At 36.2% G+C, this 13,455-nt stretch carries 9 protein-coding genes; 8 read left to right on the forward strand and 1 reads right to left on the reverse strand.

Annotation, left to right across the window (positions count from 1 at the left end; genetic code table 11):
• Window positions 1-34: 34 nt before the first annotated feature.
• The 8 genes from AC1PJP_RS01000 (at window position 35) to AC1PJP_RS01035 (ending at window position 11,743) form a co-directional block, all read left to right on the forward strand.
• Window positions 35-892 carry an alpha/beta hydrolase family protein gene (locus AC1PJP_RS01000; protein ID WP_479766379.1) on the forward strand — a complete coding sequence of 286 codons (858 nt, stop codon included), beginning with the start codon at window positions 35-37 and terminating at the stop codon, window positions 890-892.
• Between the two features lie 322 nt (window positions 893-1,214).
• Window positions 1,215-4,067, forward strand: a complete 2,853-nt coding sequence (ptsP, locus tag AC1PJP_RS01005; RefSeq protein ID WP_479766380.1) for a phosphoenolpyruvate--protein phosphotransferase — start codon at window positions 1,215-1,217, stop codon at window positions 4,065-4,067.
• A 15-nt stretch (window positions 4,068-4,082) separates the two neighbouring features.
• Window positions 4,083-5,030, forward strand: coding sequence for a 1-phosphofructokinase (gene pfkB, locus AC1PJP_RS01010; protein WP_479766381.1), 948 nt, complete (start codon window positions 4,083-4,085; stop codon window positions 5,028-5,030).
• Complete coding sequence (locus tag AC1PJP_RS01015; protein ID WP_479766382.1) at window positions 5,017-6,735, forward strand: fructose-specific PTS transporter subunit EIIC; 1,719 nt, start codon at window positions 5,017-5,019, stop codon at window positions 6,733-6,735. The genes pfkB and AC1PJP_RS01015 overlap by 14 nt, the downstream gene beginning before the upstream one ends.
• Before the next feature lie 849 nt (window positions 6,736-7,584).
• Window positions 7,585-8,049: a MarR family winged helix-turn-helix transcriptional regulator gene (locus AC1PJP_RS01020; RefSeq protein ID WP_004791909.1), complete on the forward strand. Its 465-nt coding sequence runs from the start codon at window positions 7,585-7,587 to the stop codon at window positions 8,047-8,049.
• Window positions 8,050-8,245: 196 nt separating this feature from the next.
• Window positions 8,246-8,461, forward strand: a complete 216-nt coding sequence (locus AC1PJP_RS01025; protein ID WP_005306224.1) for a hypothetical protein — start codon at window positions 8,246-8,248, stop codon at window positions 8,459-8,461.
• A 601-nt stretch (window positions 8,462-9,062) separates the two neighbouring features.
• The gene (locus AC1PJP_RS01030; RefSeq protein WP_416715261.1) at window positions 9,063-11,159 is read left to right on the forward strand and encodes a sensor domain-containing protein; all 2,097 of its coding nucleotides are present in this window, start codon (window positions 9,063-9,065) and stop codon (window positions 11,157-11,159) included.
• Window positions 11,160-11,299: 140 nt separating this feature from the next.
• Window positions 11,300-11,743, forward strand: a complete 444-nt coding sequence (locus tag AC1PJP_RS01035) for a universal stress protein (RefSeq protein WP_005046644.1) — start codon at window positions 11,300-11,302, stop codon at window positions 11,741-11,743.
• Window positions 11,744-11,799: 56 nt separating this feature from the next.
• Here AC1PJP_RS01035 and AC1PJP_RS01040 read toward each other — a convergent pair whose 3' ends face one another.
• Window positions 11,800-13,239 carry a glucose/sorbosone family PQQ-dependent dehydrogenase gene (locus tag AC1PJP_RS01040; RefSeq protein ID WP_013197623.1) on the reverse strand — a complete coding sequence of 480 codons (1,440 nt, stop codon included), beginning with the start codon at window positions 13,237-13,239 and terminating at the stop codon, window positions 11,800-11,802.
• Window positions 13,240-13,455 lie beyond the last annotated feature (216 nt).

Here is a 13,455-nt window from a genome sequence, read left to right on the forward strand (position 1 = left end):
AAAGTCATTAATAAGCTAATCATTACGTAATATTATGGATAACACTTTTGAATCATTTTGGATGACCTGCGAAGATGGTTATCAACTTGCTGCACAATTTTATCCAACTCAATCAAAGAAATCGGTACATCCTGTTTTGATTTGTCCAGCAACAGGTATTACCAAAAACTTTTATCATTCTTTTGCTACATGGTTAAGTCAGCAAGGCTATGATGTATTAAGTTTTGATTTCCGTGGAATTGGAGATTCATTGCATGGGCCTCTAAAGCAAAGTACAGCGAGTATTAATGATTGGGGAATGCTTGATATCCCTTGCGCAATTGAAACTTTATTAGAAAAAGCCGAAGCAGAAAAAGTTACTCTTCTTGGCCATAGTGCGGGTGGGCAACTGCTAGGGATTGTGCCAAATTTTCATAAAGTAGCAAAAGTTGTTGCGGTAGCAGGTTCTACAGGCCATGTAAAAGGACTTAAAGGTAAAACAAAATTTCTAGCCCCTGTCATGTTTAACGTTATCTTTCCAATTTCGAGTACTTTAAAAGGCTATGGTGCTACTCAATTTATTGGAATGGGTGAAAACTTGCCTAAAAAAGTCGCACAACAGTGGAGAGAGTTTTGTAGTCAACCCGGCTATGTGAAAAATGCTATTGGTAAAACTATTTTTCATGACTTTCATAGTGAAATTATTTGCCCTATTACTTCAATTTGGGCAAGTGATGATGAAATTGCGACTCAACACAACGTTGCAGATTTATTAAGTTTATACCCGAATGCATCTACTAAAATGCTAGAACTGAACCCGACAAAACTCGGCTATAAATCAATCGGCCACATGTTAATGTTTAAAAAATCACATCAAAAGCTGTGGTCAGTCTTAGAGCAAGAAATTCAATAGTAATTTAAATTCTATCATTTAGTTTTTGCCTCTATGCCCGTAATCCGGTGTAGAGGTTTTTTTATTATTAGCAGTCCCCTTTTTATAAAATAACTTTATTAAATTTATAGTTACCATAAGAAACTAAAATATATTAAGTCGTGATTCCTTTGTATTTTTAATAAGCATTATTTACGTAAATACGTCGATATAAATTTAAAGTTCTGCTATGGTAATTTGTCTGAAGCTGTTGTTTAAAAACAGGTAAACCAACCTATTTTAATACAAACAGCTTCTTTTTTTCTGTTTTAGTTAAAACCTAAGAAATTGTTCAAGGATAAGTATGCTAGCACTCGAGCCTCGACATATTCATATGAATCAACATGCTGTTGATAAAAAGCATGCATTACAGTGTCTAGTAGATATATTAGTAAAAGATGGGTTAGTTATGCCTGAATATATAACAGGACTCATCAATCGTGAACAACAAAGCGCTACCTATTTAGGCCAAGGTATTGCTATTCCACATGGTACGCCACAATCTCGTGAATTTATTTTAGAAACAGGTATTCGGTTAGCTCACTTCCCTGAAGGAATAATCTGGGATGGGGAAAACACGATTTATTTAGCTGTTGTTATTGCAGCAAAATCTGATGAACATTTACAAGTACTACAAATATTAACTAGAGCGTTAATGCAGGATGTAAGTGAACAAGTAAAAAATGCGTCGCAACCTGAGCAAATTATTGAACTATTACAAGCTCAACCCCTATCCTTAACACTGCATGAAAATTTAATTCAAACTGAAATTGAATCTCAAGATATCGAAGACTTATTGTGGTCAGCCTCTCAAATTCTCAAAAAACATAATTTCGTAAAATGTGGTTTTTTAAGCTCACTTGAGCCAGATCAAGTTATCCAGTTACAAGACCAGATCTGGTCTATTTCTAGCAGTAAGTTTGTTCAACAGCCAGCAATCAGTATTGTAAAACCACGCCATGCTTTAGATGTAAATGGACAAAAACTAAATACTCTCGTCTGTATTGCTGCTAATGAGCAGTTAGATAGTCAAAGATTTAACCGACTGATTGATATTTTATTTAACCCAGAACAAGTTGCACAGCTAGATCAAACACAAGCACCAAATGAGATTGCTAAAATTATTGGTGCAGATGTTATTCCAGATTGGCCTCATCGTTCGGTTGTATTAGCCAATGCCCATGGATTACATGCTCGACCAGCGACTCATTTGGTGAACTTAACTAAAAGTTTTCAAGGTGATATTCAGGTCGCGGTGGACGATGGTAATTTTGTTTCGGCCAAAAGTTTGACGCGCCTCTTGGCTTTAGGATGTAAACGTGGCCAGACTTTACGTTTTATTGCCGAGCCAGAAACAGATGCTGTTGAAGCGTTAGATAAAATTATTCAGGCCGTGCAAGAAGGCTTAGGAGAAGAAGTTGAACCTATTCAATCTTCAGATACCCAAGCTCAATCGTCTCAAACAGTAAAATCATTGCCAAAAACATTGAGTACAAATACAGGTATTCCAGCTTCTAGTGGTCTAGCTTTTGGCCCCGTACATGTCATCAAACCTAAGGTTTACCAATATGAACGTATGGGTTTAAGCGTTAAAGCAGAAAAAGAGAAACTTGATATTGCTCTTCACGCAGTTAAAAACAATATTCACCAAGTTATTGCAAAATCTGAAGTAACTGAAATTAAGCAAATTTTCCAAGCACATTTGGAAATGCTAGACGACCCAGATCTTATTAATGGTGTTTATCAAAAGATTAACTTAAACCTTTCTGCTCCTGCTGCTTGGCACGAACATATTGAAGCAGCAGCTAAAGAGCAAGCAGCTTTACCAGACCGCTTATTGGCTGAGCGTGCTACAGACTTACGTGATATTGGCGATCGGGTTTTAGCACAGCTCTGTGGTGAAGTTATTATCGAGGAACCTAAAGAACCTTATATTTTGATCATGTATGATGTGGGCCCAAGTGATGTGGCTCGCCTTAATAAAGATCGAGTAGCGGGCATTTTGACAGCTGTAGGCGGTGCAAGTGCACATAGCGCTATTGTTGCTCGTGCTTTAGGTATTCCTGCAATTGTTGGTGCTGGTGATCAAGTACTAGAGATTGAACAAAAGAGTTCTCTTTTAATTAATGGAGATACAGGAACTTTTGTATTAAACCCTAACACCCAGCAAATCGAACAAGCCAAACAAGAACGAGAGCTTCAACAAAAAATTCGTGAAGAGGCTGAACGTCACAGTCAAGAACCTGCGATTACCCAAGATCAACACCAAATCGAAGTTGCTGCCAATTTAGGAAAAGTTCAAGCTACAGCTCATGCAGTTGAATGTGGCGCAGAAGCAATTGGCTTACTTAGAACAGAGCTTGTTTTTATGGCTCATAGCAGTGCTCCAAATGAAGCTACCCAAGAAGCAGATTATCGTGTTGTGCTAGATGCCCTTGCTGGTCGCCCACTTGTAGTACGTACTCTTGATGTAGGTGGTGACAAACCGCTTCCTTACCTGCCAATTGCTGAAGAAGAAAATCCATTTTTAGGTCTAAGAGGTATTCGTTTAACGCTAAGACAGCCAGAGCTGTTACGTCAACAACTTATCGCTTTGCTTAAAGCCGCAGATGATCGTCCTTTACGAATCATGTTTCCAATGATTGGCCGTGTGGAAGAATGGCGTGCTGCCAAAGCTATTCTTGATGAAGTTAAAGCTGCACATCCATGCGCTGACTTACAAGTTGGTATTATGATAGAAGTCCCTTCTGCTGCTTTACTCGCTCCTATTCTTGCTCAAGAAGTGGACTTTTTCAGCATAGGAACAAATGACTTAACCCAATATACTTTAGCTATTGACCGTGGTCACCCTATCCTATCGGCTGAAGCAGACGGCCTTCACCCAAGTATTTTGCAATTGATTGATCACACTGTAAAAGCTGCACACAAACATGGCAAATGGGTGGGTATATGCGGAGAACTCGCAGCGGATCCAAAAGCTGTACCGATTCTTATGGGATTAGGCGTAGATGAGCTCAGCATGTCTCCAAATAGTATTCCTTTAGTAAAAGCCCAAATTCGTACACTTAACTACAGCCAAGCTCAAGCGCTTGCAAAATGCGCACTAGAATGTGAGAGCGCCACTGCTGTACGTCAGTTATCCGAACAAGAAATCTAAAGATTAGGAACAGTAATGGCTAAAGTTTTAACAATTACTTTAAATCCTGCAATTGATGTAACGATACAACTCAATGAGTTACAGGTTGGCGAGGTAAATCGCCAAGAATCTGTAGAGATACATGCAGCAGGCAAAGGATTAAATATTGCACAAGTTTTAAAAGATTTGGGGCATGAAGTTATTGTTTCTGGCTTTCTAGGAACAACAAACAAACAAATTTTTGATGATCATTTTAAAGAAGCTCAATTCCAACCTGAGTTTATTTATATTGAAGGCGAGACTCGTCAAAATATAAAAATTGCTGAACATTCTGGGCGTATGACCGATTTAAATGGAAAAGGTTTCCTAGTTTCTGAACTAGATAAAAAGAACCTCTTTCAAAAAATCGAAATGATTTTGCCACAAGTAGATGTAGTTGCCATTGCCGGGAGCCTTCCACAAGGTTTTAGTGTTGATGAATTACAGCAACTTATTAAGCTCATTCAACAGCAAGAGAAAAAAGTTGCACTTGATACAAGTGGTAAAGCATTGGTCGCTGCAATTGAATGCCAACCATGGATGATCAAACCAAACACAGATGAGTTACTAGAAAGTTATCAGCTTCCTGCCGCGACTTATGCTGAACAAAAAAAGCTTTTTGAAAACTTAGCTAAAATTGAACATGTCGTTATTTCAATGGGCGAAGACGGTGTAAACTGGCTACACAACACTCACCCACTTCATGCCAAAGCTCCTAAAGTAGTAGTTAAAAGTACTGTTGGTGCAGGTGACTCTCTTTTAGCTGGTATGATTCATGGCTTAATAAATGGCTTCTCTGATGAAGAAACATTAAAAACTGCTACCGCAATCGCAAGCCATGCTGTCACACAAATTGGCTTTCGTATTCCCAATGCCGAAACGCTAAACCAATTAAAAGCCCAAACCACAATCAATTCATTGAGTGAATCTGATGCTAACTGCTAAACATTTATTATTTGTCATTAATAGTCCGCAACAGCAAGTCAATGCTTTGATTTTAGCTCGAAAACTTGCACAAGTCGCATCCCAACAGGGTTATCCAAATAACATTATTTCGCTTGATAAATTCGAAATAAGTGAAAACTTTGATCAAGTTATTGTTGTTGGACAACGCCCGAAAGATCTTAATAGTTTTGATACACATCCATTATCTTTCATTAGCATTGAAGAGATAAAAAATGATGCTCACACAGCTTTCCAAACTGCCTTAGATCACTTTAAGCCAGCTCAAGATTGGCTAAGTGATAATAGCTTGGCAGTAACTACTACTAAAAAGTTTGTAGCAATCACTGCGTGTCCTACGGGTGTTGCACATACTTTTATGGCTGCCGAAGCTTTACAACAAGGCGCAGAAAAACTTGGTTATGAGATTGAAGTAGAAACACAAGGTTCCGTTGGTGCAAAAAATATTTTATCAGCTCAAGCTATTGCTGAAGCGGACATTGTGATTCTTGCCACTGACATTGAAGTTAACACAGACCGTTTTGTAGGTAAGCGTGTTTATCGGTGTGGTACTGGCTTTGCTCTAAAGCAAACAGATAAAGTTTTTGCTGAAGCAATCAGCAATGCACAAGTTTTAGAACAAGGTAAACAACAAGCATCGACAGAAAATAAAGATAAAACCGAAAAAGTTGGCGTATATAAACATCTCTTAACTGGTGTTTCTTTTATGTTGCCTATGGTGGTGGCTGGAGGTCTGTTAATTGCCCTCTCCTTATGCTTTGGTCTAAATGCTGCTGAACAAGCAGGTAGCTTACCCGCCATATTAAAACAAATTGGCGCTGCCGCATTTATGCTTATGGTCCCGATGTTATCGGGTTATATTGCCTACTCAATTGCTGATCGCCCTGGTCTTGCACCTGGTCTAATTGGAGGGTTACTCGCCTCTCAACTACAAGCAGGTTTTTTAGGCGGTATTGTTTCAGGTTTTCTTGCAGGTTATATCGCACTATTTATTGCTAAAAAACTTAAACTCCCTACAAGTTTAGAGGCACTTAAACCAATTTTAATTATTCCATTATTAGGTACATTATTTGTTGGTCTAATTATGTTCTATGTGGTTGGACAACCTGTAGCACATATTTTCGAGTTAATGAAAGATTTCTTAAATAACATGGGTACAACAAATGCTGTGTTAATGGGAATTATATTAGCAAGCATGATGTGTATAGATTTAGGCGGTCCAATCAATAAGGCAGCCTACGCTTTTACTGTGGGATTGTTGACAACAAATACATATATGCCAATGGCAGCAACAATGGCGGGCGGTATGGTCCCTGCAATTGGTATGGCCATTGCGACTTTCATTGCTAAAAATAAATTTAGTACAGGAGAGAAAGATGCAGGTAAAGCTGCTTTCGTATTAGGTTTATGTTTTATTTCAGAGGGTGCTATTCCCTTTGCAGCTAAAGACCCAATGCGTGTTATTCCAACTTGTATTTTAGGTGGTGCTGTAACTGGAGCACTTGTTGCTTTATTCCATTGCGAATTAGTTACTCCTCACGGCGGCGTATTTGTTCTTTTAATTCCAAATGCAATTAACCATGCTTGGCTATATCTCGCTGCCATTGCAGCAGGTAGTATCGTTACAGGCATAAGCTATGCGATTGTTAAGAAAAAAATAGCAGAAAAAATTGTGACCACTGCATAATTAAAAAAGGGAGAATATAAATTCTCCCTTTTTTACACTTCATATGTTTCAACAAATAAAACTTTTCAATTACCCGCTTTACGCTACTCGCATAATTTAATCTAAATAACTGTTGCTATAAGCTGCGCTAGCACTTCCTTTTCCAACTTTATTGTTAAAGTGAACCTATCTGTGATTTAGAAGATGAGTAGCATGCAACATGAGCAAAAACTCTTAAAAATATAATTTATAGACAAAAAAGCTAAATATAAAAGGTTAACCATTCCACCAGCTATTTAATTTTATATATAACAATCAATAATTTAATAAATAAATCAACTTTATTTCACTAAATAATAGATGATTCATGTTAAATGTATGGTAAATTTCACAAACCACATAACAAAACAAATAATTGATATTTATAAATATTTATTATTTAAATGTCTTAATTTTTCATAATTATGACTTTAGAGACAAAAACTATCTCGTTCAATGCCACGTTCAAATCATAATTTTTTTTCTACGATGCGCTTGTAAGCCAATATCGTTCAATTAACGATCAAGCAAGCCTAGATGCAATCTTGTATATCTGTTCAAAGATTTTAAGGAATTAATGACTATGACTCATCAAGTCACATTAACTTTCAACAAACTTTGACCATAGAAGAAGAGTATTTTTAGTTTGTGCAAAGTATAGAAAAACTTATCAAGACAAGGTCCTTTAAACCATGTCATTGTTAAATTTAGCTATATAAATTTTGCTCACCAAGTAAAGTCCTGATATAACTTGCTTGATGAAACTATATTTTTCAACTATTAAAGATAGTTCACCAGAAATGCGATCCACCAAGGTATGGGGAAAAGTCAATGACAAAGAAGTATGCGCGTTTTTTACCTACAACAGAATCTTTTACTCTTGAAGATTTTCCATATTATTGGATTACTCAAGTACATGCTCAGTATGTACAAAATATTGATAATGCTTTGAAAAAATATGGTTTAGATAACTCACGTCGACGCATTATGTTGGCTTTAAGTAGTAAGCCCCATGCGAGTGTTTCTGAACTTTCAGATATGATAATTTCAAAAATGTCGACGACCACCAAGATTGTTTATCGTTTAAAAGATGAAGGTTTGGTTGAGACTTATTCTTGTCAGACCGATGGTCGAATCACCCGCGTAGTACTTACAGACAAAGGTACTGAAATGATCAATAAGATTAACGATTTAACCAGCGTAGTACTTGAACAATCATTCGAAGGTATCACCCCTCTGCAATTAGAAAAAATGATGGAAAGTTTAAAATTACTTTTAAAGAATCTTTCTCGTTAAAAATGGAATAGATCTTTTACTAGTCAACAAGAACCAAGCTCTCTTCAGGAGAGCTTTTTCTATTTTAATGCCTCATCAAGGCATTGATAGAAACAATACCCTACATAAAATAATCAATTAACTTCTCATCTGTTGACTTGAGTCCTTAACTCCAGTAGAAATTCTCTTTCAACAACTGCATAGCAAATTTTTGAAAATGGCTAAAAGAAAATACAAAAGTGACAAGTTTCAAGTGCGTCGTATTAACCGTCAATGGTGGGTACTTGAAAAAGACCTTGAATCAAACTGCTATTTAAAACATGAACAAGTGGCAACAAAGACCTTAGCAAACAACTATGCTGATGATTATATTGAACAATATTATATGAATCTTTATATTCAACAAGAGTTGAAAAAACCTGAAACTGCATAAAAAAGCCATTTGGCTTTTTTTTATTTTTAATATTTAAAGGTTATAAGGTCAAAAATTAAGAATAAAAAAAACCTACATCTTGGGGAAAATGTAGGCTATAAAATGCACAAAAAGGAAATATATATCCTTCTTGATGAAAAGAATTTTACGATAATATAAGCCTTTATTTTATATTACTTTTGTAAACTTAATGGTGGTTATTGTATTTATTTAGACTTTCTAAAATCTCCCCTCTTATATATATTATGGTTAAATTTTGGCTTATTAAGATTTTAATCCTCGCAATTTAATCCTTCTCATTTTTATAATTTATTTTCATGGCTTTTATTAAGATAGTTCTACAGAGACAAATATAAGCTTCTGTTTTAATAAGTTTTTTACAAAAATAAGCATAAATCTTTTTTTAACTTAAGACAGATAAAAATTAATAAATAACAAAAACATAAATTAAATATTAAGTATATAATTTATTTAAGATCTCAAATTTAGTTCAAAAAAAAGACAATTGAAATTTATTTATTACTGTTTTGATTACTACAGAAAGATTACAATAACGACTAATAATTAGATTACCCGCCCATACAATCTTTCTAGGCATGTTATGACTTCAATGTCGAACAACACCCAAAAGCATTTTATTGTTGAGCAGATTCCACTACCGACTTGGGTCAGTGATGAAAATGGCTTGATATTATATTGCAATGTAGAGTGTACAGAATATTGGCAGGATACTTTTTCTCCATTACCTCAGCAATGGTTAGATTTTATATCTCCTGTCGATTTAGACGAAGTCAAAAATAGATGGCTCGAAGCAATTCGCCTGCAAAAAAGAATAGAATTAAAATGCCGACTTTTACAAAGTGGCAATCAATATAGATGGTGCAAGCTTTCCATTCAAGCATCTAAATATCGTGGCTCTTCTCTAGCGAGTGAATGGTATGTCAGCTTTTTAGATATTGATCACGATATTCAAGAGCAACAAAACCTGCAAAAGAATATTGAAATACAAAATCAAATGTTAGACATCAGTGTAGATTGCATTAAAGTATTGAATGTAGACGGCACAGTTTCTCATATGAATAAATCAGGATGCCTCGCTTTAGGTGTTCCTGTTGATGAAACAAAATTTGGAATGAAATGGCTTGAGCTATTGCCACCTCATATTCGTAAACGTGGACGTGTGGCTTTAAAAAAAGCCCTTCAAGGCAAAGTTGCCAGATTCGCTGGAATGAGTTGTTTACCAGATCAGGACCCCGAATATTGGGATAATATGCTGACCCCGATTCATCGGGAAAATGGGGAAATCATACAAATACTGTGTGTATCACGTAACGTGACTCAACAGCATTTGACAGAAAATCAGCTTAGAAATATAAGTGAACGAGATGAACTGACTGGATTATGTAATCGGCGTTCATTTAAATTTCAACTTAAACGTACACTTGCATCTTCAAAAGATAGCCAAACAAGTGTGGGTTTACTATTAATTGATCTCGATCATTTTAAGCATATTAATGACACATTAGGGCATAGCGCAGGCGACCATCTTTTAAAAGTTTTATCCAAACGGTTTAGTCATTGTGTTGATGATGAAAGATGCTTTGTCGCAAGACTGGGTGGAGATGAGTTTGCGGTTATTATTAATAACCTTAAATCTGAAAGTGATGTGCGTGACTTAGCCGCAATCTTACTTCAGCAGCTAAATCAACCTATTACTTATTTAGGCAATGTTCTAAATGGTGGTATGAGTATTGGTTGTGCAATTTATCCTCAAGATGCCGTCGACCAATCTGGTTTACTCAGTTGTGCAGATATGGCATTGCATGACTTAAAAGCACGTGGTCGTGGTGGTATTCGCATGTATGACCCATGCATGATGCAAATGACCGAAACAGTCGCTTCTCAGCTTAATTTAGCACGTCAGCTTATTCGTCATCATACAATCCAACCCTACTATCAACCTAAAGTAGATTTAAAAACTCATCGTGTTGTAGGTTTTGAGGCTTTATTGCGATGGCATACAACTTCCGCTCAAAAGGGTTATCCGTCACAAATTGCAGAGGCTTTTAAAGATTATAATTTAGCGAGTAAAATCGGTGAAACGATGCAACATCAAGTTTTACGGGACATCGCAAAATGGATAGATCTTGGTATTAAACCCCTTCCTGTTTCACTCAATGCTGCTCCTGTTGAGTTTTTAAGAGACAACTATGCTGAACGGCTTTTGAAAAAGATCAATCAATTTCAAATTCCAACACATTATATTGAAGTAGAAGTCACTGAACATATGTTGGGCGATCGAGGTTCAGAGTATGTGATCCGTGCACTTAATAAATTAAAACAGCATGGCGTACATATTGCTCTAGATGACTTTGGTACAGGTTTTTCATCACTCACCCATATTCGAGACTATCCAATTGATAGTTTGAAAGTAGACTGTAGTTTTATACAAAAGATGCAACATGACCCATCAATTTATGCGATTGTTCAAGCAATTGGGCTACTCGCTCCAAATTTATCACTGGGGCTTATTGCAGAAGGAATTGAAACCCCTGAACAAGAAGAACTACTTCGACAATTTGGATATAGTATAGGCCAAGGATTTTTATTTGAATCTGCTATAGATGCTAATCAAGTCATTTCAATACTTAAACAGAATCAACCTTACTTAGAAAGTCATTATCACGCTTTAAGATAAAATTTTTAATAAAATCTCTTACTTTTCTCCATACTAAAAATAAACAATAATCTTTCAAAAATTGTTCATAATATAAGCATAAAGATAATAAATCGGTGTTTTGGCACCATACATTGTCACAGGACAATAAGGAGCAATATATGAGTTATCACCATATCTTGGTTCCAGTCGATGGTTCTCCTACTTCACTCATTGCTGTCAATCATGCAGCAGCACTTGCTAAGGCCTTTGGTAGTAAAGTGACTCTAGTATATGCGCTTACTATAGATCCTTTTATTTCTGTAGAATTCATTGATAGTACAGAATTAGCACAGGATTACTTTAATAAAGCTAGAGCATCTATTCAGGGTATTTTAGACCAAGCGAAAGAACAATTTAGCCAACATGGAATTTCTGTTGAAACAAAAATTGTTGAGGGTCAAACAATTCACACAGAAATTATTAAAGCCGCTACTGAACTCAAAGCTGACCTATTAGTGATTGGTTCTCATGGTCGAAAAGGGTTTAAAAAGTTCTTCTTAGGAAGTGTGACTCAAGCTCTTTTAGGAGAAATTCATTTACCGGTATTAGTCGTAACTGAATAATTTTTCTTAAGCTAAAAAAACCGATCTTATGTAGATCGGTTTTTTAATGGCCTGTGTTACTGAGCTTTATATGTAAATTTAATCAGAGACCCAGGGTTTTCTAATGTGTTCGTTACAGAGCCATCATCTTTTTGGACATTTCCGGCTGTATCAGTCAACACGTATAAAACATTTCCATCTGGACTTGCAATCACGTCACGATAACGGTTGTTGCTTTTAAACATTGGTACCGCATCATCATAAGTCGCACTATACGTTGGATCTAACTTAATACGGAAAATAACACCACGTTTTAAAGATGGAACCAATAATGTATTTTCCCAACCAGCAATTGCTTTTTTGCCGCCCTTATAGACATAAGCAGATGACGGCGCAACGGTTGGCCAGCAAATGTAGGTCATATCCCCACAAGTTGGATCATTATAGTTATAGCTATCCTGCACGGTATATAAAGTTTTTAACGGTGATACAAAGTTTTTACCAGTCCATTCAGACTCTTTCGTCACAGGTACACCTGCCGCTACTTTTACTCCGTTTTGCCCTAAATCTTTAATTTGTGACTTATTGGTTGCTGCCGAATAATTTGCATAGGCATAGCCGCTGTCATCTTTATAACCCGCTACATTTGGCCAACCATAGTTACCACCCTTAACTATGAGGTTAATTTCATCATCAGAGTTTGGACCTTGTTCAGATTGCAACAATTTACCATTTGGAGTAAATGCTAAGCCCTGCGGATTACGGTGTCCGAGCGTATAAATATGGCTAACCACCCCGTTAAAACTTGGATTATCTTTTGGAATACTTCCATCAAGATTTAAGCGTAGTACTTTACCCATATAGGTATGATAGTCTTTGCTACTCACTTCTTGTTGAGTCGGCGTATGTTGTGCTTGATTTGGCAAGAATAAATAAGCAAGCTGGTTACGCCCTTGATCACCAATCGTATAGTAAATCTTTTGGTCTGGACCAATGACAAGACGACCGGATTGATGGTCTTTTGATGAAGGTAATCCTGCTAATAAATCGACTGGCTTCTCAAGAGTATCAGTTGACTTGTTATAGGTATATCGACGAATAATCGTTTGATTCGGTAGTTCTTTATCTGTAGATTTCGGATTTTTAAATGTACCCGAAATGTAGATATAAGGATTATTTTTAAAATCAGGATGGAAAGCAAAGCCTAATAAACCATTTTGTCCATCAGCATCATTTACAATCTCAGGCACCTGAAAAACTGTTTTTACACTGCCTGACTCCGGATTCACTCTTAGAATCTTACCTGTTGCGCGCTCTGTTAACCAAATTTGATTATCAGGTCCCCACAACAAAGCATGTGGCTTATTTAAATTAGATAGAATAACTTTCTTGTCAAAGTTTTCTGATTTCGCTTTAGCAAATTGAGATGGAGTTAGAGGAATATCAGCAAATGCTGAGAGTGTAACTAGCTGAGCAGCGCCTAATAAAGCAATTTTAGCCAATAAATGTTTATTCATGTGTCCACCTTATAAATTGTCAAAATTTTCCGAGAATTTTTAAACCTCTAATAAAGGGTTTGTAAGAGTTCTCTATATGATTTGTATTATGATGAATAACGAATCTATTAAAATCTAAATTTCTGAAAGGCTCTGTTGCATAAAAGTAGCTATTAAAACTGAATAAACTCTCTTTAAGATGAGCAACTTAACTATACGATTTATCTATTCAATTCA

This window comes from Acinetobacter sp. V116_7 (genome assembly GCF_056735735.1).

Bases quoted from the DNA above. Each gene is read 5' to 3' on its own strand.
- AC1PJP_RS01030 (WP_416715261.1), top strand. From the start codon at position 9,063: ATGACTTCAATGTCGAACAACACCCAAAAGCATTTTATTGTTGAGCAG.
- AC1PJP_RS01000 (WP_479766379.1), top strand. From the start codon at position 35: ATGGATAACACTTTTGAATCATTTTGGATGACCTGCGAAGATGGTTAT.
- AC1PJP_RS01040 (WP_013197623.1), bottom strand. From the start codon at position 13,239: ATGAATAAACATTTATTGGCTAAAATTGCTTTATTAGGCGCTGCTCAG.
- AC1PJP_RS01025 (WP_005306224.1), top strand. From the start codon at position 8,246: ATGGCTAAAAGAAAATACAAAAGTGACAAGTTTCAAGTGCGTCGTATT.
- ptsP (WP_479766380.1), top strand. From the start codon at position 1,215: ATGCTAGCACTCGAGCCTCGACATATTCATATGAATCAACATGCTGTT.
- AC1PJP_RS01035 (WP_005046644.1), top strand. From the start codon at position 11,300: ATGAGTTATCACCATATCTTGGTTCCAGTCGATGGTTCTCCTACTTCA.
- AC1PJP_RS01015 (WP_479766382.1), top strand. From the start codon at position 5,017: ATGCTAACTGCTAAACATTTATTATTTGTCATTAATAGTCCGCAACAG.
- AC1PJP_RS01020 (WP_004791909.1), top strand. From the start codon at position 7,585: ATGACAAAGAAGTATGCGCGTTTTTTACCTACAACAGAATCTTTTACT.
- pfkB (WP_479766381.1), top strand. From the start codon at position 4,083: ATGGCTAAAGTTTTAACAATTACTTTAAATCCTGCAATTGATGTAACG.